Origin of the sequence: Shewanella sp. c952, from assembly GCF_019654975.1 — a bacterium.
GTDB lineage: Bacteria > Pseudomonadota > Gammaproteobacteria > Enterobacterales > Shewanellaceae > Shewanella.
This window is the reverse complement of sequence record NZ_BPEW01000004.1, coordinates 17,746-39,008: the sequence shown is the minus strand read 5'-3', so window position 1 is coordinate 39,008 and position 21,263 is coordinate 17,746. Positions and strand designations below refer to the sequence as shown.

Sequence of the window (21,263 nt, the reverse complement as noted above, 5' to 3'; positions counted from 1 at the left end):
TATTTTACAGTTAAAACTGTGATTTAGCACTTAAAAAAAAGGCCTCGTGAGTGACGAGGCCTTAATATTTCGCTTATTGTTACACGAGTGTAACTACTTGTTTGACAAGCTATAAACGTATGCTGAGATTACGTGAACTTTCTCTTCACCTAATACATCTTTCCATGCAGGCATAACGCCACTACGACCATTCTTAATAGACTGCTGAATCGCACCACGGCTTCCGCCATATAGCCACGCATTGTCAGTTAAGTTAGGTGCACCCATGAATTTGTTACCTGTACCGTCCATACCATGACAAGCAAAACAGCCTTTCATGAATGAACCTTGACCTTGAGCTGCAAGTGCAGCGTCATGTTCACGGCCAGACAACTTAACAACGTATTCAGCTAAACCTGGTAATTCACTATCTTCGATTGGTAGACCACCTTTAGGCGGCATCATACCGTGACGACCATTCATAATGGATGTCTTAATCGTTTCTAGTTCACCGCCATATAACCAAGCACCATCGGTAAGGTTAGGGAAGCCCTTGCTACCGCGAGCATCACTACCATGACACATTGCACAGTTTTGTAAGAACAAACGACCACCAACTTTCAGTGCTTCTTTGTTATTAACTAACTCTTCCAATGGCGTATCAGCGTATGCTTTAAAGATAGGGCCAAACTTTTCGTCAGCATGGATGACTTCTTGGTCATACTGAACCCAACGACCTTCTTTTAAAGCATCTTGAACAGCAGTCTTAGATTCTTCAAGTGTACGAACGCTTTGGTTCGAACTTGTCCAACCTAATAGGCCCTTAAAGCTACCCATACCTGGATAAAGTGCAAGATAGATGACACTAAAGACGATAGTAATGTAGAACATATAACTCCACCATTTTGGCAGCGGGTTATTCAATTCTTCAATACCGTCGAAGCTATGGCCCATTGACTTGCCTTCTTCTACACCAGTGTCGTTCTTAGAACATGCACGTAGCAGAAAAATACAACCAATGATTACCACAGACGAGAGTACGATAATCCATATACTCCAGAAGTTTGTCATTACTTTGGCTCTCCTGAGTTATTCGCCATCGCGCTTTGCTCTTCATCAGAGAAAACAAGATTAGCTGCATCGTCGAATTGCTTTTTGCGACTCGAGCTATATGCCCAAGCAAATATACCGACGAAGGTCACCATTACTACGATGGTTATAATTCCTCGTAATGTGCCGTAATCCATAACTTGCCTCCTTATTTAAGCGCGTGGCCAAGTGATTGAAGATAAGCGATCAATGCTTCCATTTCCGTCTTATCTTTCACAGCGTCTTTAGCTCCAGCAATCTCTTCATCGGTATACAGCTTATGTGTAGGATGAAAGTTGCGTAAGATTTCCATTTTCTTGCCAGTTAACTCGCCATCTAGCTTGTTTTCTGCCAACCATGGGAAACCAGGCATATTGGACTGTGGTACTACGGCGCGAGGATCAATTAAATGAACTTCATGCCATTTATCACTATAACGACCGCCAACACGAGCCAAATCAGGACCTGTACGCTTAGAACCCCACTGGAAAGGGTGGTCCCATACAGATTCACCAGCAACAGAGTAATGTCCGTAGCGTTCTGTTTCTGCACGTAAAGGACGGATCATCTGGCTGTGACAGTTATAACAACCTTCACGAACATAGATATCACGACCTTCAATCTGCAAAGCAGTGTAAGGGATCTGACCTTCTAGCGGCTCAGTCGTGTCTTTTTGGAAAAGTAGGGGAGTGATCTCAACCAAGCTACCAAAGCTGATTGCGATTACAGTAAATATCCCTAATAGACCGATGTTTTTCTCAACTAACTCATGATTAAATTTCATCGAATCTACTCCTTAAGCTGCTTTTGCATCAGCAATTGCTGGCAAAGAATCTTTAGGGGCCTTAACAGTACGGAACACGTTGTATGCCATTAAGAACATACCTGTCAGGAAGAAAACACCACCTAAGAAACGAACAAAGTAGAATGGGTAAGAGGCTTCTAAGCTTTCAACGAAGCTGTAAGTCAATGTACCGTCAGAGTTAACTGCGCGCCACATCAGACCTTGCATTACACCAGAGATCCACATTGAAACGATATAAAGAACAGTACCGATTGTTGCCAACCAGAAATGAACGTTAATTAAGTTTGTGCTGTACATGCGACCATGGTTAAACAGAACCGGTATCAAGTGATACAGAGAACCGATAGAAACCATAGCAACCCAACCCAAAGCACCAGAGTGAACGTGTCCAACAGTCCAGTCAGTGTAATGAGAAAGTGCGTTAACGGTCTTAATTGCCATCATTGGGCCTTCAAAGGTAGACATACCGTAGAAAGACAATGAAACAACAAGGAAACGCAAGATAGGGTCTGTACGAAGTTTGTGCCAAGCACCTGATAACGTCATGATACCGTTAATCATACCACCCCAAGAAGGAGCGAATAGAATAAGCGACATCACCATACCAAGTGATTGAGTCCAATCTGGAAGTGCAGTGTAATGTAGGTGGTGAGGACCAGCCCAGATGTACAAAGCAATCAATGCCCAGAAGTGAACAATAGATAAACGGTACGAATAAACAGGGCGACCAGCTTGCTTCGGTACAAAGTAATACATCATACCCAAGAAACCCGCTGTCAGTAAGAAACCAACCGCGTTATGGCCGTACCACCACTGAACCATTGCATCGACAGCGCCACTATACAGTGAGTACGACTTGGTTAGCGTTAGCGGGACTGCCATAGAGTTAACTATGTGCAACACTGCTACGGTGATAATGAAGGCACCAAAGAACCAGTTCGCCACATAAATGTGAGAAGTTGTTCGTTTAACGATGGTACCGAAGAACACCACTGCATACGCAACCCAAACTATGGTAATTGCGATATCAATTGGCCATTCTAACTCAGCATATTCCTTACCACTTGTGAAACCAAGAGGCAGACTTATTGCTGCTGATAGAATAATGGCTTGCCAACCCCAAAACGTAAATGCAGCTAACTTAGGCGCAAATAGTTTGGTTTGACAGGTGCGTTGAACGATATAATAGGATGTGGCAAAAAGGGCTGAAGTACCAAACGCGAAAATCACGGCGTTCGTATGTAGAGGTCTAAGACGACTATACGTTAACCATGGAGTTTCAAAGTTTAGTTGCGGCCAGATTAACTGGGCTGCGATCAATACACCTACTGACATTCCAACAATTCCCCATAACACAGTTGTTAGGGCGAATTGACGGACAATAGTGTAGTTGTAATCAGCGCCTTGAGGCTGGGAATGGTTCATCATATTGCTTCCACTGCTTATTACTTATACTTATTATTAAGTAGAGTTAGACTCTACCCGGCAAAATGACACATTTTAACGTCTTCCCTACAGGGAAAAAGCCGTGTGTGTCAATGTGTAACCTAACGTTTCATGAAGTAAACGCGAGGCAATGCAATGATACTTGAGCTATGTCAAAAAAGATAGGAATTAGGGCTATAGAAAAGTTGATCTAGATCAAGCTACTCAATAGAATGTTAACAGAGTTAGTTAAAAGGTTATTTATTGTGCAACATACTCACAAATCAGTAGTATTGAGAGTCTTATACGCTTGTTTAGCGGCGTTATTCATTAGTGGTTGCGAACCAAATAGCAACAAAACGACAACCGCATTTAAGGCTGACCCTAGTTTATGTGATTTTCAAATTGGAGCATGTAAAAAGTCAGCAGGTGGCACCGACTTAGCCTTGAGCATATCTCCATGGAACACCCCAAGTGAAAAGCCACTTAAACTAAGTTTGACCAGTTCTAAATCTATCGAAAACGTTAAGATCCGTATCGAAGGTAGAGATATGTTTATGGGGATTATCCCGGTCAATTTGACTGAGACCGATAAAAAGCGCTATCAGGCTCCATTGATCTATGGTTCATGCAGCAGTGGTTATATGGTTTGGCAAGCTATTGTAAGTTTTGAAGTTAATGGAACGGAACAATTTGCAATTTTTGATTTTTTGGCTGACAGCGATAAAGCTAACTAACCCGCAAAAAGTAATCAATATGAGTACCATGCGCTTAGTTTATGAATAAGCGCTTAAAACCTAACTTGCTAGCAGCAAGCACTCAACTTACTGTTAAAATCAGCGATAGATCTAACTACCGCAATAATGCTATTGATAATTATTCTCATTTAGGTATATTGGCTTTACAGTAAATGTAATATCGGTAGAGAACCTCATGGAAGCCAGTAACAAACACCTCAATATTAGTATCCCACAAGAAAAGGTAGCGCAATTGATCCAGCAAGGACATTTATGTGCAGCTGACTTTAAGTGCTTAGATTCGGAATCAAAAAATACTGTTTGGCAACTTTGTCTCTGGTGTTGTGAGAAACGTATAAGCTGCAGTCAACACTGTGCCAGTGAATGTAACAACCAGTGCTCATCAAAAATTAAGGTTACCAACACCTAAATAAAGAAAAATAGCCTTTATAGAGAACAACACTACTCAAAAATCATCTAACTGATTAATATAGTGCTATTAATTAGCTTTCCAAGCGACTCGTCAATGCTACTTCCAATTGTAATGCCACTCTTCGACTCTATTGAGTACCTTGAAAATGGTAATCCAATAGTCAATCAACGTATTACTCAACTCTCTTTAAGTGGGATAGAAGACGCCAGTGTTGTATTTGAACATGCCACCGACTGGCTAGCTGAGCAAAAGTACAGTGAAAATAACTATAAAGCGTACCGCAGTGAACTCACTACTTTTCTGCATTGGTGTTTTGACGTTGCAAAGCAAGATCTGGTTAAGGTTGGCCGCAAAGAGGTGGGGAAATACGTTGAGTATTGCCAAACACCACCTTTAAACCTTATTGGCTTTTATAATGTTGCTCAGTTCAAAGCAGAGAAGGGCAGTACACTGCGAACGCCAAACCCGCAGTGGCTGCCGTTTCGCGGCAAAAAGACTGCAGATAAGATCCAACCTTATGTATTAAGTGAAAGCGCCTTAAAAACCAAAATCGCCATTCTATCGTCTTTTTATGCCTATTTAATGAGTGAAGATTATGTGGAGAAAAACCCAGCACAGATGTGGCTTAATAAAAGCCGGTTTGCTTCAAGCAAAAAATACCGTCTAGACAATGACGGTGACAATCAACTCGCTTTTACCGAGTTACAATGGTCCTATGTTATATCGACAGTCACCAAGTTAGCCAAAGAACAGCCAGAAACCCATCAACGTAGCTTGTTCTTAATTAAACTTATCTATTCTTGTTATCTGCGCGTATCGGAAGTATCTGCAAGAGCAGGGTACTCGCCAGTCATGGCACAGTTTAAACGTAATCCACAAACAGGTATTTGGAGCTTTCATATTCCTTCAAGTAAAGGAGGCAAGCGTCGTACCGTTTCTATGTCTAATGCACTGCTTGAGGCACTAGTGGAGTACAGACATTATTTAGGCCTAGCAGATTATCCGAAATCAACTGAACTGCATCCACTTATTATTAGACAAAGAGCAGCTGGACGAGGCAGGGAAGTTGGCTGTATTAATGCCAACCTAGGGATCCGCCAGATACGAGAAGAAGTAGACAAGATCATCGTTCTTGCGGCGATAAGCGCCGAAAATGACGGCTTTGTTGAAGATGGAGCACAAATGAGACAACTGAGTATCCACAATATACGCCATACAGGGATCACTCATGACATCAATATTCATGGCAGGCCGTTGTCTCATGTACAAGCCGATGCTGGACATGAGAGCATCGATACCACATCGCAATATTTACACACCACACAGATAGAACGTCATCAAAGCGGTCAAAATAAACCGTTAGATAACCTACAAGGTATTGAGTAAAACAAAGCTTAAATATAAGCAAAGCACTAATTAATTCAGATAGCTTAATGCCGATAAGTGACATTATCGGCATCCACCTAAAAACTCTAATTCTCCACTTATAAAGCCCGTTAATACAAACATTCATCCAGGCAATACCAATGTGTCATAGCTAATCTCAGCTGTAAAACAATAGTTATTAATATGATTAACGTAGTCTTTTAGCGATGTTGAATAGTCAGTTTAAATTGTCGCTATCGATTGCTCCGATCCAGATGTAACAAGCGTTGGCCTGTAAGCACAGCCTCAATAGACTGTTTTAACAATGCCTTGTACAAAAATAAACTCTCAAACGCTGCGGCATAGATTGGTAGCCACAGTTATATAAAACTGCAGCAGTATGTCGATTTGGCTACATTGAAACACTAAGTACAGCCCAAACCGTAAAATGAAAATGTGTTTGTTAAACATTAGCTATACGTTAAATCTAGCCTAAACGGGATAACAATAGTTGAAGGCATTAGCCGCATGGTTGAATAAGCTGCTGCCAAACAAATACGCCATCACTTAAGTATTAAGTACGACAAGTGTTAAGCCGGTTGTCTAATCGTCAAGGTTCTAAACGCCAACGTTATTACACATACTGGATGCTTAGTTCTTAGGGCTTAATGTTTAGTTTGCAGTATTGAGGATTTCGGCACAGACAAGCATCGGCATCGATTAGTTTCAGATGTATAGATTGAAAACGAATTCTTATAAAGGCCAGGCTCTGTTCGGTGAATCATCAGCCATGCAGATTCAATGACCACTAATCAACTAATCGCTTCAGTTAACTGTTTCGAATTCATCGTTACTGACTACAGTTAAGTATCGCTTTTACAAAACTAACGTTAGCGGCAGTGAAAGATACTAAAACCAAAGCGAGTCGTTTGATTTAGTTGATTTAGTTTGATAGCACTAAAATGTAGCGTGCGCTGTGTGGCTGCTTTTAAAGTTTGCTAGGCTTACTACTGCAGAATCAACACAGCAGCGTGTCAAAATGCTGTAGATTTCGGTATAAGTAGCAATAAAAGGTACATGTAAACAATGAGTTCGTGATTATGCTTACAAAGATATATTGTGTAATACAGGTAAGTTGAGTAACCACTAGAACTGCTTAAGTGGTATACATCCTCTTCTTTTTCATTTCAAACATGAGTGCGCACAATGTATATTATGTTAAATAAGGTGTCGGTATAGCATATAAACTAGTAACTATTTGATCATCGCCACTCATGTTGAGATTTTCCGGCACTGTGAGATTTTTGCGATTAATGATATGTTTGTGCATGTGTCAACCTAAGATAAAAGTTTAATAAAACTGCAACTTGGTCGTAAGAAGCTCCATGAAATAGATTGTCTACATTAGCATCTATCCAATCAGGGTTTAGTGGGTTTGAACTATCTGTACCTCGAGTTGCGAGATGATATTCGAGTGTTTCTTTGTTTTCAAACAAAGTAGCTGAAAAGCCAGTATCTGCATTCTCAACTTGCTCAACTACCCTATATTTTGATACAAAATACTCAGCTTGAGCTTGAGTAACACCTGATACACGTAATAGCGCGTCTATAAACTCGCTTTCCTTCATTCCTGCGGTTAACTTTGTTGCGTAAGCCGCTTGAGCCAAGAGAGCATCATTAAATAATGACTTAATAACCATAATAAACTCCATTTAAGTTATTTTTTATAAAATGTATTATCAATAAGATCTTTGTAGAATGTTTTACTTTCTGATTTAACTACTAAGTTCCCTCTATACTCTGGACAATGGTCTCCAACAGCCACCCACAAAATGGACTGCCTAAACAACCAACCTTTTTCATTTACAAGGAATATTTTTTTACTAAGTACCTTGTTATCTGACTTTCTAACAACGGTATTTTCATAACTATAAATAGGCCCAAATTGAGAGATCAGAATTTCCCTGGTATCACTATAAACAAAATCTTTTAAAAAACGCTTTTCATCAATTAATAGTTTATCATTATCTATAAAATAACCCCTATCAACACGCACTAGTTCACGCCTGTTTTTAGGTATTGGTATAAAATACTCTTCCCCTAACCCGACACGTTCATAGATAAACTGACCAGTACGCCCCTCTTCACTACAGTACTTATCAAACAATAAGTTAGATAAAATCCTATCGCCATAGCAACCTGTAAAACTGCCGGCGATGAGAATTAGGAACCAAGTAGAAGCTTTCATTAGTTTACTCCTTACTAAAAGACTAACGCTATCTTGCGCCTTCACTAACACCTCGCGCCAATAAAAACTCCATTAAACGGCGGGTGCCCGTTTTAACTTCTGCTGCCACTGAAATACCAGGCTTTAATTTATCCCATTTACCATTTATATTTATTACATCGTTCGCTAATGACGCCTTAAGGGGAAACAATAAGCCGAGCTGTTCATGCTCAATGGCATCGGCTGAAATGTCGGCAATCTCCTCATTTCGTTATTTCTATCGAGTATCGCTTAAGCTACTTACTGCTAAATATATTATGTTACTTTCTTTATGTTTATTTAAAATAAAATCCCAAAACGTTTTAATTTTGGCTGATGTTCTTAAGTCTTTGTGGCTTATAAGCCATCCCCTAATATTAAATTGTGAAGGGAGAGTATATACAGTCGTTAATGATGATTCATGGGAAATAGGGAGTAATGCAACCCCTAAGCCTTCTCTAGCGCAAGAGAGTGCATGGGAAACATCATTGCACGATATGACTTTGGCGGACTCATGAAACATTGCATCAAACCATTGTGCAGCAGGTGTTTGAAAATCGACATATCCAATTAAAGGCCACTCTTTTAACTCATCAAGTGTTAACTTTTCCCCTTGATAAAGCTCTTTGCTAATCATCAATGACCAACTTGATAGCCCAAGTTCATGGGCTATTACATCGTCTGGTACATTATTTGTGAACCTAAACGCAATATCAGCTTCACGCTTTTCTAGACTCAAGGCGGTACCATCGACATGTAATTCGAAATTTATTGCAGGATGAATGCTTCTAAATTCTTTTATCAATTTAGGCAGAACGCCATTTGCGAACACTGCTGGTGCGGTTAACTTAATTAGCCCTTTAAGTTCTTTATTTTGACCTGATATGACTCTTTCTATTGCATCCATGTTTGCAGCCATAGCTCTAGCATGCTCTATAACCCCTTCACCCGCTTTCGTTAGGGTATATCCGTTCCTATCAACCAAAAATATTTGCGTTGCAAAAGATTTTTCCAATGATTGTATGCGCCGCCATACCGTTGAATGATTGACTTTCAAATGTGCAGCAGCTTCGTGGAGCGTCCCATAATTTGCTATAGCTAAAATAAAACGTATGTCATTCCAATCCATCGTTTGCACCTGTGCAATTTCATATTGCAACTTTACCCATTTAAAAGCATTTTCGCAAAGCGTATATTTGTTTTGTTGAATAGTTAAACAGTAATTGAAAATAACAGGTAGTCCATTATGAATGAATCTAACCACGACTTGGAAAGCTTTTCGAGCATCCTGTCAACTCAACCAGCAGACACACCCTTAGTTGTCATGGTCAATGCTGAAGATAAAGCGAGTATTCAAAATATCAAAACAACACTTAATCTTTATGAAAAAATGATTAACCAAAAGCAATCCGAAGAAGCGACTGCCGAATACCTGCATCCTGAGTATATCCAGCATAACCCTATGCTTCCCAATGGTCCTATTGCATTGGGTCAAGCCTTTGCACAATTTACTCGTGAGCGCAAAAACCTTCACGTGGTGGTACACAAGATAGTGGCCGTAAATGATTATGTGTGGGCACATGTTAACTTTGTTAATTTAACCAGTGATGATCATACTGACACCGGTATTGCAGGTGTTGATATCTATCGTTTTGCTGCTAATGGTAAAGCAATAGAACATTGGGACACGCTACAGGTAGTCGGCTCTGAAAGTAATGCTGTTCCTTGGATGGCACCTAATATTCCTGCAGCAAACTCAAATGGAATGTTTTAAGCGAGTAGAATCAATTTCTCTTTAAACAATGGTAAAGCGATAAATTTATACCTTTGGTCAAAGATAATCAGAATGCTGAAATGGATACTTTCAAAGTAAAACTTTTCGGCATTAATGAATTAAAAAAACAGTAGTAAAAATTAATGGTGCCTCGATGGCACCGCAAATATTTGTCGGTCGCTAGGAATATAAACAATGTACATAATTAAAAATCTATTAGGATTAATCACCTTAACAATGCTGTCGATGTCATTACAGGCACAACCAATAAGCACTACGATGACCAAAGCAGACAAAGAACAAGTGATCAATGCTTTTTATGATGCTTGGGATAGTGGAAATCGAGAAAAATATGAACAAGTGATCGCAAGAGACCTAATCGATCACGACAGAAACCCGATGGTAAAAGCTAGCGATTTCGATGGCATGTGGGGTTTAGTACAATCGTTACAAGGGCTAGATATGAAGCATAATATTCAGCAAATTCACTTTTTAGAAAATAATAAAGTGATGGTTCGCTGGAACGCATCTGCCAAACATGTCGGCGATTTCTTTGGTATGCCTGCTAGCAACAAAACGGCTTACTATGCAGGCCACGATATTTTCCAATTAAATGGTAAAGGCCAAATAACTGAAATCTGGCATATAGAGCAAATATTTCAATTGATGCAGCAATTAAAGCCACAATAAAATTTATATTATTAATCACATGATCCTTGCCACTACTTTAGTTAGTTCTTTTTAATGTGCACGTTTCATATGCCTATAAAGCAAAACCCCGATAACATGAGTTATCGGGGTTTCAGTAGACTTAGCCGAATGACGATTGCGCTATGACTAATCTTCCATCCAATCTAAATTTGGCAATGCATCTAAATGTTGGGCGTAACGTACTTGGTTGAACGATGCGTTATTTTGCATAACGTCACTTACTTCAATCGCCAGTGCGCATGCCATCCATTGAATCGCTTCTTCACGCGGTGTACCGGTCATGACCAAACGCATTAAAGTCTCTTTGACTTTTTTAGGCTCGCCATCGGCAATTTGGTTTTCGACGGTTTCAATTAGTGTTTCTTCAGTCATGTAGCTATCTTGCTCAGTGTCCATTAAAACGACTCTCTATTTACGGTTTAGTTAAGCATTCGCGTCATTATGCCGTATGTGCGTTGTAAGCAATAGAATAAAAGCTGAATATTGCAAACTAGTGCTAAAACTGCGGTTAGTCTGGCTGATGCAGTTTAAGCCAATGATGACTTCAACTCGATAAATAGCGAAGTGGTAGTATTAAAGCACAATGAAGTGCCCTAACCTGATTCAAGCTGCGTGAGCAACTTGATATCTTCAGACCAATGCTCGGCTAAGAAATCAATAAACTGACGCACAATAGGAAGCTGGTAACTGCGAGACAAATAAACCGCCCATAAACAGGTACTTGGCACAACATAATCAGTTAATATCGGCTGTAGCGAACCTGCAGCAATCAACGGATTGGCGAGATCGCACGGCAGCAATACAATGCCTTTACCGTGCTGCGCTGCGCGTACTAATACCCCGAGTTCGTTGGCTTTTATTGAGCCTGAGACTTCAATTATGCGTCGAGTATTATCGGTTATAAATTCCCAGCCTGTTCGTTCTAAATGCAAAAAGCAGTTATGGTTTTCTAACTCCTCAAGCTGTTTCGGCTCACCGAATTGCTTTATATATTCAGAAGATGCACAAATTACAGAGTCGATATCCATTAGCCTACGCGCAATGAGGTTGTCTGCTGGTTTGTCGGTATATCGCAATGCGATATCAATTCGCTCATCGACCAATTGGGCGAATTGATCTGATGCGAACAATTGAATACTCACTGCTGAATGGCGTTCAATGAATAACTCGACGGCGTCTAACAGAATGTTCTGTGTTAATCCTATCGGCGCAGCTATACGAATAGTGCCTGACAAACAGGGAGTGTGCCTTTTGGATGAGAGAGTTAACTCCAGTGTTTCATGCAATATCTTCTCACAACGCACTAGCGCCGCTTCGCCTGCAGTGGTCAGACTCACTTTACGCGTGGTGCGGTGTAACAGCCGTTGCTCTAACCAGGCTTCGATCTCATTTACATGCCTGGAAACCTGAAGCCGACTCAAACCGAGTCGCTCAGCGGCTTTAGTAAAGCTTGCACAATGGGCAACTTCAACAAAACTGCGCATGGCGGTTAATCTATCCATTGATTTTATCTGCTTCTCGTTCATTCAATTAGTAACGCATATTGATACAATCTACATCATATTTGAATATTTATCTCCTACTGGCGCCCTATTACACTGCAGAGGTTATCAACAAACAAGTAAATTATTGGAGAAGTTATTATGAAAATTGCAGTATTAGGTGCATCAGGTTGGATTGGCAGTCACATTTTGAATGAAGCAAAACAACGTGGACACGATGTAGTGGCCTTGGTTCGTGACCCAAGCAAAGTCCAGCATTCGGATATTGAAATCCATACTGTTGACCTACTTTCAAATGGTACTGAATTAGTTAAAGCTATATCGGGAGTCGATACAGTTATTGCTTCCATCGGTGGCCGTACACTTGGAAACCATCAGATTGTAGGGCATACAGCACAACAATTGCTGACAGCATTGCCAAAAGCCAATGTTAAACGTTTACTATGGGTTGGAGGCGCAGGTTCCTTGCAAGTAGCCCCTGGCATTAGCTTAGTTTCAACAGCAGAGTTTCCTGAAGAATATAAGAGTGAAGCGATAGCTCAGGGGGAAGCGTTAGATGTGTTCAAACAAGATACATCAAGGGTAGATTGGACCTTCGTTTCACCTGCCGCAGAAATATTTCCAGGAGAAACCTTATCTCAATACCGAGTTGGTGCTGAACAGCTCATCGTAGATGAAAATGGCGCTAGTAGGATTTCAGTTGGCGACTATGCCAAGGCAATGATTGATGAGTTGGAGTCTCATCAACACCCTCGTCAACAAATCGGTGTTGCTTACTAGCATCAATTTTTTGTTTTTTTAGTTATGTAGAATTTAAAGGTGGCGAGTTCGTTACCTTTAGTTTTGCGTGTAACCGACACGCTGTACTGCATATTGTAAATCTAATGCTTGGTATTTTGCTTGAAATGCTAATACATGCGGGCTATTCATGTGTGTTTGGTGACCGTCTACATTTTCAAACAGTATCACTTCCATCACGCTGTCATCATCAATGCTGCTATAACAATTATACTCAAGGCACGCCGGCTCTTGCCGAGTTTTATCGACTAAACTCAGGGTGATATCGTACAAACCTTGTTGTGAAATGTGCTTTGATTGCATGTTAACCACGACTAAAACCGCTTGTTTCTGTGTTTTGTTATTTTGTTGTTTCATGGCCCTTATCCTTTGAATCTTTATATCAACATGGAAACTTAGTTAAATAATTGTATTGCGCCTAACAATCACGTTTACCTGTAAATACTAATTTAATATCAGTGCTTTATTGTAATTAGTACATCGATAAAAATCTCCATGTAGGAAAATACCTCCATGGACACTTTGCAATATTTCTATAGTCCAACGTATTGCCTCACTCTGTTACTCTTCATCGTTTGAAGATAAATTGAGGCTTACTGGACCGTAATAGTGGTAATGATGGTGAGTACCTTTATGGGAAGAGTGTCCTCCATGCCGCTAGGTGGTATGACTTTTTATTTTCTCGGTATTTTTGATGGTCTTTATTATGTTTATGTTCGGTTTCACTACTGTACTTGTACTCCACAAGTTACTGGGTAGGTTTTCGCATTGACATAAATTTTCAATAATCATAAATGACGATTTTTAGTATAGTTTACTTTTAACTAAGGGGAGTTTTACCTAGTGAGACTCATTGTTGATTAAGTGAGCGGCAGTTATCATCTGTGGTAACTTATACTATGTGTAACGTTTATAGAGTAGCTTTTTAACTATGCAAATTTGGTCTCAGGCTCCGAAAAACCGAACAATAGCCAAATATGTAGCGCTTTATTGGTTGATAGAAAAAACAGATGAAGATGATAGTAATCACTTTCCTAAACTAAACCCTGAACCTGCAACCCATTTGATATTATGCCCGCCACAGCAGCGCTATCGTTATCAAACTTTGCCAACTGAAAGTAAAGGCAAAGGTTGTCATTGGCTTTACCCTCAGCAACAAACACTGCAATTAGATCACAGTGAGCGTTTTATTTACTTAGGCGTTAAATTCCACATAGGTGCGCTCTATTCGCTTAATATCGAAGGATATAACCACCCGACTCTTAATCGTGCAGTCAATGCCGATATTGACCAACTACTCGAAACAGAAAATTCAGATGTAGAACAGCTTATAGAACTTGGCCGCATAGAACCGTGCAAATGCAGCGATAAGCTAGATGAATTATTGCTGCCTCTATTCATTAAAACTAGTGAAGACCAGCATAGCGAGCTAACTCGCAAAGTGTTGCCACTATTGGATGAGTATCCAATCTCAGAACTTGGTGAACGTTTATTTTGTTCACAACGCACGCTTGAGCGTAGCTTTAACCGAGTGACGGGATTAACGATGAAACAGTGTCAGTCGATGAACAAATTAGAGGCGATGCTGGAATATTTATATCAGCGCGAAGCTGCTGATATAGATTGGGCCGAGGTGGCTTTTAAGTTTGGTTTTAGCGACCAACCCCACCTAATACGTCATTTAAAAAAACAGATTGGCCTCACTCCGACAAACTATGCAGAGCAGCGCGGGCTCACTATTGATATTTATGGCGGCGTAGAGTCTCGCTGATTATTGATAGCAATCTTAGATATAAAATACTTAAGACTACTTCAGTGTTCTCGTCATATACAAACAATGATCGAGTGGTATCGTTTCCGGGTAGATACTTTCCACAAACCCCAGTTTTAGATAGCTATTGATTGCTGCTTGATTATCTTTGAGCACAAACAAAGAGCTTTGTTGTAAACGGAGTTGTTTGAGGCCACACGCATTAAGCATCTCTACCAAAGTGCTAGATATACCCTTTCCTCGCCAAATTGGATTGATGACAATTCTGCCTAAATGACACTTTTCTAAACGCGGGTAATACTGGCCAAATCCGAGTAACTCTTGTGTATCAGACATGAGTGCAAAAGAAGCGAGTCTTTGCAAAGAAAGATCTTCAGTGAAAGTGGCAACATCATAGGGATATCTAAAACTCGGACCAGCCCACTGAAACACTTGTTGCTGGGTGCTAAACCAAGTCATCATCTGTTGTAAATGCTTAGTTGTCGGCGTTACAAGCTGCATGTGGAATTCCTTTCCGCTCGGTTTGTTAGGTCGATATAGGGTGAGATAAATCACAATGGCTATGCCTAGACTTGGCGTTACCATCGTGATTTTTAAGCTTCTTAATCTAGGTGTTGCATCTCTTGTTGCACATAATCAACTACCAATTCTGGTGTTGCTAGGTATTTAGAGTGATCAATGAAAATGCCTTGATCATCTACCGTGATAAGCAGTGCAGGAAAAGAGGTTGTGCCAATAACTTCATAGATCTCTGCAATGCCAGCTAGAATTTGTTCGGCGTCATTGATCAAGCCATCTCTAAATATTTTGTTTGAAGGCGATAACTTATGTGTAGTGATCAACTCACTAAAATCATGTTTGTTGGTTAACGGATTACCGTCAACAAAATGCGCTTTTTGAATTGCATTCAGTACAGTTAACAACTTATCTGGCTGTTTAGTTTCAAGCCAAGCCATAAGGTTTGCAGTTTTGGTCGCGTCTTTTGGGCTATTAGCGTAGCGAATATGTTCTCGACCAAACTTTACCTTTGCCACATCTTTGACTGCGTTGACCTGGTCAAGCCCTGCACTATCGCTGCCGTCAAAATGGCTGCAATGTAATAAGTGCAATTGCATTTTAGGGAATGCTTCACTGAGTGCATTAACCAAAGGTGTGGTTGCGTAACTCCATGGGCAATGACTGTCATAGATAAAATACAGTGCAAGCTGGGCTTTGTTGAGTTTGGTATCGTTGTTCATGTACTTCAGTCTTGGCTTTTAATAAGTGATTGGTGATCCTAAGAGGTTTTAAACCTTTAATCAATTGGCTATGGAGCATAAAAGCCAGATAGATACCGACTTTCGGCTCCTTCTAATCAAATATGTGTTGAATGTGCACTTTCTCAAGCCGATTTATACAAAAATTATGCTAAGTGGCCCAGATAATCGATACAGTAAGGCGATCAACCTCATAGTTTAGCAATAAGTTAACCATGTGCCGTAGCCACAATATCTGCGAGTCTTTAAAATTAGCTGCTAATTATACCAATCAGTATAAAGATTTGATCGCTCAGCGAGAGTTTAGCGGCTGGAATTATCGAATCTTGATTGCTGTATCGAGATTTAGATTGATTGAGAGACAATTATTGTGAGAAACATTGAGTTACTAGCGCCTGGTGGAGACATCGATTCAATTAAAGCCGCTATTGTCGCTGGCGCTGATGCAGTTTACTGTGGTCTTGATAATTTCAATGCTAGAAAACGTGCCGAAAACCTTAACTTTGAACAACTTTGTGGGCTGTTAAGAGTTGCTCATCAACATGAGTGTCAGCTATTTCTAACCTTAAATATTATAGTGCTAGAACATGAGTTACCGGCATTGTTTAAACTACTCAATCAACTGGTTAATACAGATATAGATGGCGTGATAGTACAGGATCTTGGCGTATTTGAGATCTTAAAGCGTTATTACCCATCTCTTGAAGTTCATGCTTCTACTCAGCTAACAACCCACAATAGCGGCCAATTATCCTTTCTGCATCAAATGGGCGCTAACCGTGCAAACCTTTCTAGAGAACTCAATCTAGATGAAATAAGGCTAATGTCGGCAAAAGCACATCAGTTGGATATGCTAACAGAGGTTTTTGTTCATGGTTCTAACTGTATCGGCTTTTCCGGTTTATGCTATTTTAGTTCAGCTCATGGTGGTAATTCAGGCAACCGCGGCCGGTGCAGCCAGCCTTGTCGAGACCAGTACCAAACCACTGAGGTAGGCGCCGAATATCCGCTCAATATGAAAGACAACTCAGCCTTCGATGATTTTGCGGCATTAGTTGATGCTGGCGTGGATTCTTTAAAAGTTGAAGGCAGGATAAAGAAATACCACTACGTACACAGTGTGATCAGTACCTGGCGCCAGCAAATTAACCAACTGCAACAAAAACAAGCACTATCAAAGGACAAATCAGCGTTATATACCGTCTTTAACCGCGACTTTACCAATGGTTACTTATCAGGGAAAGTAGGCAAAGAGATGTATATCGATAACCCCCGAGACAATGCGGTTCAGCACTTTAGTGCGATAGAACAATCTAAGCCTCATGCATCAGCAGATGTTGTACAAGTCGTTAAGCAGCGCTTATATGATCAGAAAACATTGATTATCGACTCTGTTGGCGAGCAGATTAAACCCTTAGATATTAGCAAACCGCTTATAAAACTGGTGATTAGTGGTCAATTGGGGGGAGTATTAAACATTGATGTCTTTGTTGCCACAGCCAAACAACCGAGCTTTAGTGTCCAGTCGACGAGTCTGCTATCGACGGCAACTAAGTATCAGTTGTCAAAGGATGAACTGACTAGCCGCTTTGCAAGCCTTAACTCTAATCAGTATCAATTGCACAATATCGATTTTTCACAGTACTTTGGTGACGTTTACCTCTCGTTCAAAGAGCTAACGCAGATGAAGATGGCGATAGTGAGTTATTTAAACGGCAACAAGGCGCCAATTAAACCCGTTGAGTTCAGCGAGGTGCGTAAAGCGCGTCTAGCTGATCACCCGAATTCAAGTACTACAGAGTCAGAGCTTAGCAAACCAATTTGCGCCGTATTGATTGGCAATCGAAAAGATCTCGCTTTGTACAGAGCACTAAAACAGCAAAAAACAGCGCGTGCGCTAAGCGTTTATTATGCTGTTCCCGATTCGATTGCCTGTGAATCTGACAAATTAATCGCCCTTTTTAATGCAGAACCGGAGCTGAAACCTTGGTTTGGCGCTATTGTGCTGCAACAAGAGTTCGAAGCTGTTGTACGGCTATTAAAGTCGATACCACAAACACAAATTGTCAGTAATAACACCGGTATCGGTATTATCGCGAAACAGCTTGGTATCAGTTGGATCGCGGGACCGCACCTTAACACCAGTAACTCTTTCAGTTTAACCAGTTTACAAAAACAAGGTTGTAATGGGGCCTTCATTTCCAATGAACTGAATAAGAAGCAGATAAAACCTATTCACGCTCCTAAAGCTTTTAGTCTACATTACAGCGTATTGCATCCAATATTGTTGATGACCAGCCGTCAATGCCTGTTCTTGCAGTCTGCTGGATGCGATAAAAAAGTGATGGATGAAGAGTGTTTATCTATTTGTAAAAAGCACACCACTATTACAAATGTTAAGCAGGTCGATTTTGTCATTGATAAAAAGCGCCGCGATCATAATAACCTGATTGGTGCCGAACTGTTTTTTAATCCTAGTATCGTCAATGACATCCCTAACAAGTTTGATTCAGTGTTGTTAGACCTGCGTTCAATTAAAACCCAAACCGAATTTGTTTGGCCGCAACTCGATTTAGTTAATGCCTTTCAAGACTATTTGCAGCAGTTGGCTGGTTGTAAAAGTGACGAGCAACTTTATCAGGCGTTGTCCGTTTCCACTCGCGCTCAGTATTTAAAAGGTTTGTAAGGCCTCAAATTCTTTCAAGCAAGGTCAATTGCGACTTTATAGTGGGAAATATTCTATTATTAAGTCGCGAGGATCAAAAATACGCCACACTAGCTCTTCATTCGAACCAATTTTTCCTTTTGACGTGCCTTACTTGGCTACTTATACAGCAGTTAAAAGCTTATCGAGGTGATTTTGCTCATTTAGGCCATATTTTTGCGGATAAATGCTATCTAACTGTATAGAGTAGAATTATTAACCGTCATAAGAGGAACAACTATGCCAATAACACCTCTCAGTAGTGACCAACTATACCGAACTTCGGGGCTTAAGCAGCTGCCAGTTAGCTGTAAGTCAACAAAACATTTAGAGCCGCTTGACAAGATTGTCGGCCAAGAGCGTGCACAACAAGCGGTAGAATTCGCCCTTTCCATGAAAGAAAAGGGTTATAACATTTATGCACTAGGCCGTAACGGACTAGGTAAACGCACTATGGTGCTTCGCCACTTAAGTCGGCAGAAAGAAAATTCAAATGGCCGCACGCTTTATGACTGGTGTTACGTGGTTAACTTTGACGATACCCGCAGTCCTAAAGTACTGACTCTACCTGCCGGAACTGGCTTAGAGTTTAAAAAGCAGATTGAAAAGCTGATGCTTAAATTGTCAAAGGGCCTGCCGTTGGCGTTTGACAATGAGATGTATTATACCCGCGCCGACAAACTCAAAAATCAATTAGCAGCGAAGCAAGAAGAAGCGTTGGTTCTGCTAACTGAAGAGGCAAAAACTCACAGTATTGGTCTGTCAATCTCTTCGCAAGGCAATTACGAGTTAGTAGCGCTTAATGGCGAAGAACCGCATTCGGAAGAAAGTTATTTGATGCTGTCGCCACAAGAGCAGGATTCAATGCAAGCAGCGATTAGTTCGCTCGAAGCTAAGCTTCGCGGCATTGTCAGAAAAATCACTGAATGGGAAGATGAGTATTCTGAAAAGCAACAGAAACACGATGAAGAAGTTGCTGAAGAAGTCTTATCACTGGCCTTTGCAAAACTAAAAGAAAACTATAAAGATCAGGCTAATGTAAAAGCTTATATCAAGGCGATGCATAAGGATATTCTCGATAACCTTGATATATTCCTTGAAGAGAGCGAAGAGCAAGCTGCCCTAGCCTACGCCTCAATGAGTAAGAAGATGCCAAGACGCTACCAGATCAATGTTCTGGTGGCGCAAGATTCGCCTTATCAGCCTATTATTGTTGAGGAAACCCCTAATTATCACACCATATTTGGCTACGTAGAAACAGCGACTTATAAAGGCACTGTGTTTACCGACTTTTCACTCATTCGCCCTGGTAGTTTGCATAAAGCTAACGGCGGTGTGTTAATGATTGATGCGGTAAAAGTGTTAGAGCACCCGTACGTATGGGATGGGTTGAAGCGCGCATTGCGCTCAAGAAAGCTCAGCCTAACGTCATTGGAGCGCGAAGTGACCCTTTCAGGCGCGATTTCACTTGATCCTGAAGCCATACCGCTTGATGTGAAAATCATTCTGTTTGGTGACTTTGCTACCTATAAACTGTTACAGCAATATGACGCAGAGTTTACTGAGTTATTTAGGGTGACCGCTGACTTTGAAGATAGAATGCCGCGCACCGATGAGTCAGAAGCACATTACGCGCAGTTTATCTCGAGCATTATTCACAGTAATAAGATGCTTCACTGCGATAGGAAAGCGATTGCTCGGATTATCGAGTTTAGCTCTCGCCAAGCAGATGACCAGAATATGCTGTCACTGCACTCTGTCGATACTGCTAATTTGCTGCGTGAAGCCAACTATTGTGCCCGCGCTGTGAATGCCAATATGATCCGTGTCAGTCATGTTGAGCAAGCATTAGCCAATAAAGAGAATAGGATTTGCCGTGCAAAAGATGATTACATGCAATCATTCATTAATGGCACCACACTAATCACCACAGAAGGTAAACGAACCGGACAGGTCAATGCCCTGTCGGTAATGTCGACAACGGATTACCAATTTGGTGCACCGAGCCGGATCACTGCAACCACTTCGTTTGGAGAGGGACAAGTGTTTGATATCGAGCGTACTGTTGACTTAAGTGGCAGTATTCACTCTAAAGGTGTGATGATTCTCACCGCTTATATTGCCTCAATTTTGGGTAAAACCGATAAGATCCCGCTATCGACTCACTTAACTTTCGAGCAGTCTTATGGTGGTGTTGATGGTGACAGCGCAACCATGGCCGAGCTTTGCGCTATGTTGTCTTCATTTGCCGACCAACCATTAAGGCAAGATATCGCGATCACGGGATCGATGAATCAGTTTGGCGAATCTCAGCCAATTGGTGGCGTAAACGAAAAAATTGAGGGCTTCTTTGATGTTTGTAATATTAAAGGACGCAAAAATAGCCAGGGGGTAATTATCCCGGTTTCGAATATCCACAATCTTATGCTTCGACCTGACATTGTTGAAGCGGTCAAAAAAGGTCGTTTTAATATTTGGGCTATTAGCCATGTTAACGAAGCGATTGAATTACTGACAGGCATTGAAGCGGGTACTGCCGATAAGAAAGGCGTGTATAACCCTAAGAGCTTACTTGGTAAAGCCCAGCTTAGGCTTAAACCACTCTACAAAGAAAAGTCGTAGTAGCAACATTAAATAAAAAAGGCCGA

The 21,263-nt window shown here is 40.8% G+C and carries 20 protein-coding genes; 8 read left to right on the top strand and 12 right to left on the bottom strand.

The features are described 5' to 3' along the window. Window positions 1-93 precede the first annotated feature (93 nt). From ccoP to ccoN, 4 genes are read right to left on the bottom strand one after another with little or no spacing between them, the layout of a single operon-like run. A complete protein-coding gene (gene ccoP / locus K5R16_RS04590; RefSeq protein ID WP_220736368.1) occupies window positions 94-1,050 on the bottom strand; it encodes a cytochrome-c oxidase, cbb3-type subunit III in 957 nt (318 codons plus the stop codon). Continuing rightward, on the bottom strand, window positions 1,050-1,226 hold the full coding sequence (locus tag K5R16_RS04585; protein WP_220736367.1) for a cbb3-type cytochrome c oxidase subunit 3: 177 nt from the start codon (window positions 1,224-1,226) through the stop codon (window positions 1,050-1,052). Before K5R16_RS04585 ends, ccoP begins: the two co-directional genes overlap by 1 nt. 11 nt (window positions 1,227-1,237) lie before the next feature. Further along, a complete protein-coding gene (ccoO, locus tag K5R16_RS04580; RefSeq protein ID WP_220736366.1) occupies window positions 1,238-1,852 on the bottom strand; it encodes a cytochrome-c oxidase, cbb3-type subunit II in 615 nt (204 codons plus the stop codon). A gap of 12 nt (window positions 1,853-1,864) precedes the next feature. Continuing rightward, entirely contained in the window at window positions 1,865-3,301 is a 1,437-nt protein-coding gene (gene ccoN / locus K5R16_RS04575) for a cytochrome-c oxidase, cbb3-type subunit I (RefSeq protein ID WP_220736365.1), read from the bottom strand. Window positions 3,302-3,564: 263 nt separating this feature from the next. Between ccoN and K5R16_RS04570 the strand changes: the two genes are divergently transcribed. Both K5R16_RS04570 and K5R16_RS04565 read left to right on the top strand, forming a co-directional pair. After that, window positions 3,565-4,035: a hypothetical protein gene (locus K5R16_RS04570; protein WP_259649765.1), complete on the top strand. Its 471-nt coding sequence runs from the start codon at window positions 3,565-3,567 to the stop codon at window positions 4,033-4,035. A gap of 526 nt (window positions 4,036-4,561) precedes the next feature. Then, window positions 4,562-5,854: a site-specific integrase gene (locus K5R16_RS04565; protein WP_220736363.1), complete on the top strand. Its 1,293-nt coding sequence runs from the start codon at window positions 4,562-4,564 to the stop codon at window positions 5,852-5,854. Between the two features lie 1,289 nt (window positions 5,855-7,143). On the opposite strand, the gene K5R16_RS04560 is transcribed toward K5R16_RS04565, so the two are convergent. The 3 genes from K5R16_RS04560 to K5R16_RS04550 all read right to left on the bottom strand — a co-directional run bounded on the left by K5R16_RS04560 (window position 7,144) and on the right by K5R16_RS04550 (window position 9,228). Next, window positions 7,144-7,533 (bottom strand): hypothetical protein, encoded by a 390-nt coding sequence (locus tag K5R16_RS04560; RefSeq protein ID WP_220736362.1) that lies wholly within the window; start codon window positions 7,531-7,533, stop codon window positions 7,144-7,146. Window positions 7,534-7,550: 17 nt separating this feature from the next. After that, the gene (locus K5R16_RS04555) at window positions 7,551-8,081 is read right to left on the bottom strand and encodes a hypothetical protein (RefSeq protein WP_220736361.1); all 531 of its coding nucleotides are present in this window, start codon (window positions 8,079-8,081) and stop codon (window positions 7,551-7,553) included. A 256-nt stretch (window positions 8,082-8,337) separates the two neighbouring features. Further along, on the bottom strand, window positions 8,338-9,228 hold the full coding sequence (locus K5R16_RS04550; protein ID WP_220736360.1) for a LysR family transcriptional regulator: 891 nt from the start codon (window positions 9,226-9,228) through the stop codon (window positions 8,338-8,340). A gap of 117 nt (window positions 9,229-9,345) precedes the next feature. On the opposite strand from K5R16_RS04550, the gene K5R16_RS04545 reads away from it, so the two are divergent. Continuing rightward, the gene (locus K5R16_RS04545; RefSeq protein ID WP_220736359.1) at window positions 9,346-9,873 is read left to right on the top strand and encodes a nuclear transport factor 2 family protein; all 528 of its coding nucleotides are present in this window, start codon (window positions 9,346-9,348) and stop codon (window positions 9,871-9,873) included. Window positions 9,874-10,068: 195 nt separating this feature from the next. Then, complete coding sequence (locus tag K5R16_RS04540) at window positions 10,069-10,563, top strand: ester cyclase (RefSeq protein WP_220736358.1); 495 nt, start codon at window positions 10,069-10,071, stop codon at window positions 10,561-10,563. Window positions 10,564-10,710: 147 nt separating this feature from the next. Here the strand turns inward: K5R16_RS04540 and K5R16_RS04535 are convergent, their stop codons facing one another. After that, on the bottom strand, window positions 10,711-10,980 hold the full coding sequence (locus K5R16_RS04535; protein WP_220736357.1) for a hypothetical protein: 270 nt from the start codon (window positions 10,978-10,980) through the stop codon (window positions 10,711-10,713). Window positions 10,981-11,177: 197 nt separating this feature from the next. Further along, the gene (locus K5R16_RS04530; protein WP_220736356.1) at window positions 11,178-12,086 is read right to left on the bottom strand and encodes a LysR family transcriptional regulator; all 909 of its coding nucleotides are present in this window, start codon (window positions 12,084-12,086) and stop codon (window positions 11,178-11,180) included. Between the two features lie 141 nt (window positions 12,087-12,227). On the opposite strand from K5R16_RS04530, the gene K5R16_RS04525 reads away from it, so the two are divergent. Beyond that, window positions 12,228-12,866, top strand: a complete 639-nt coding sequence (locus tag K5R16_RS04525) for an NAD(P)-dependent oxidoreductase (protein WP_220736355.1) — start codon at window positions 12,228-12,230, stop codon at window positions 12,864-12,866. A 57-nt stretch (window positions 12,867-12,923) separates the two neighbouring features. Here the strand turns inward: K5R16_RS04525 and K5R16_RS04520 are convergent, their stop codons facing one another. Then, complete coding sequence (locus K5R16_RS04520; protein WP_220736354.1) at window positions 12,924-13,241, bottom strand: putative quinol monooxygenase; 318 nt, start codon at window positions 13,239-13,241, stop codon at window positions 12,924-12,926. A gap of 574 nt (window positions 13,242-13,815) precedes the next feature. Between K5R16_RS04520 and K5R16_RS04515 the strand changes: the two genes are divergently transcribed. Then, window positions 13,816-14,655 (top strand): AraC family transcriptional regulator, encoded by an 840-nt coding sequence (locus K5R16_RS04515; RefSeq protein WP_220736353.1) that lies wholly within the window; start codon window positions 13,816-13,818, stop codon window positions 14,653-14,655. Window positions 14,656-14,691: 36 nt separating this feature from the next. Here the strand turns inward: K5R16_RS04515 and K5R16_RS04510 are convergent, their stop codons facing one another. Beyond that, window positions 14,692-15,156 carry a GNAT family N-acetyltransferase gene (locus K5R16_RS04510; RefSeq protein WP_220736352.1) on the bottom strand — a complete coding sequence of 155 codons (465 nt, stop codon included), beginning with the start codon at window positions 15,154-15,156 and terminating at the stop codon, window positions 14,692-14,694. Window positions 15,157-15,257: 101 nt separating this feature from the next. Continuing rightward, window positions 15,258-15,893, bottom strand: a complete 636-nt coding sequence (locus K5R16_RS04505) for a protein-disulfide isomerase (protein ID WP_220736351.1) — start codon at window positions 15,891-15,893, stop codon at window positions 15,258-15,260. 388 nt (window positions 15,894-16,281) lie between these two features. Here K5R16_RS04505 and K5R16_RS04500 point away from each other — a divergent pair, with 388 nt between their 5' ends. Both K5R16_RS04500 and K5R16_RS04495 read left to right on the top strand, forming a co-directional pair. Then, a complete protein-coding gene (locus K5R16_RS04500) occupies window positions 16,282-18,597 on the top strand; it encodes a peptidase U32 family protein (protein ID WP_220736350.1) in 2,316 nt (771 codons plus the stop codon). A 258-nt stretch (window positions 18,598-18,855) separates the two neighbouring features. Further along, a complete protein-coding gene (locus K5R16_RS04495) occupies window positions 18,856-21,237 on the top strand; it encodes a Lon protease family protein (RefSeq protein ID WP_220736349.1) in 2,382 nt (793 codons plus the stop codon). Window positions 21,238-21,263: the final 26 nt, after the last annotated feature.

Excerpts from the sequence above, each read along its gene's own strand:
- ccoN (WP_220736365.1), bottom strand. The coding sequence starts at position 3,301 with ATGATGAACCATTCCCAGCCTCAAGGCGCTGATTACAACTACACTATT.
- K5R16_RS04505 (WP_220736351.1), bottom strand. The coding sequence starts at position 15,893 with ATGAACAACGATACCAAACTCAACAAAGCCCAGCTTGCACTGTATTTT.
- K5R16_RS04540 (WP_220736358.1), top strand. The coding sequence starts at position 10,069 with ATGTACATAATTAAAAATCTATTAGGATTAATCACCTTAACAATGCTG.
- ccoO (WP_220736366.1), bottom strand. The coding sequence starts at position 1,852 with ATGAAATTTAATCATGAGTTAGTTGAGAAAAACATCGGTCTATTAGGG.
- K5R16_RS04585 (WP_220736367.1), bottom strand. The coding sequence starts at position 1,226 with ATGGATTACGGCACATTACGAGGAATTATAACCATCGTAGTAATGGTG.
- K5R16_RS04550 (WP_220736360.1), bottom strand. The coding sequence starts at position 9,228 with ATGGATTGGAATGACATACGTTTTATTTTAGCTATAGCAAATTATGGG.
- K5R16_RS04555 (WP_220736361.1), bottom strand. The coding sequence starts at position 8,081 with ATGAAAGCTTCTACTTGGTTCCTAATTCTCATCGCCGGCAGTTTTACA.
- K5R16_RS04535 (WP_220736357.1), bottom strand. The coding sequence starts at position 10,980 with ATGGACACTGAGCAAGATAGCTACATGACTGAAGAAACACTAATTGAA.
- K5R16_RS04520 (WP_220736354.1), bottom strand. The coding sequence starts at position 13,241 with ATGAAACAACAAAATAACAAAACACAGAAACAAGCGGTTTTAGTCGTG.
- K5R16_RS04560 (WP_220736362.1), bottom strand. The coding sequence starts at position 7,533 with ATGGTTATTAAGTCATTATTTAATGATGCTCTCTTGGCTCAAGCGGCT.
- K5R16_RS04545 (WP_220736359.1), top strand. The coding sequence starts at position 9,346 with ATGAATGAATCTAACCACGACTTGGAAAGCTTTTCGAGCATCCTGTCA.
- K5R16_RS04565 (WP_220736363.1), top strand. The coding sequence starts at position 4,562 with ATGCTACTTCCAATTGTAATGCCACTCTTCGACTCTATTGAGTACCTT.
- K5R16_RS04510 (WP_220736352.1), bottom strand. The coding sequence starts at position 15,156 with ATGCAGCTTGTAACGCCGACAACTAAGCATTTACAACAGATGATGACT.
- K5R16_RS04515 (WP_220736353.1), top strand. The coding sequence starts at position 13,816 with ATGCAAATTTGGTCTCAGGCTCCGAAAAACCGAACAATAGCCAAATAT.
- K5R16_RS04495 (WP_220736349.1), top strand. The coding sequence starts at position 18,856 with ATGCCAATAACACCTCTCAGTAGTGACCAACTATACCGAACTTCGGGG.
- K5R16_RS04525 (WP_220736355.1), top strand. The coding sequence starts at position 12,228 with ATGAAAATTGCAGTATTAGGTGCATCAGGTTGGATTGGCAGTCACATT.
- K5R16_RS04530 (WP_220736356.1), bottom strand. The coding sequence starts at position 12,086 with ATGGATAGATTAACCGCCATGCGCAGTTTTGTTGAAGTTGCCCATTGT.
- ccoP (WP_220736368.1), bottom strand. The coding sequence starts at position 1,050 with ATGACAAACTTCTGGAGTATATGGATTATCGTACTCTCGTCTGTGGTA.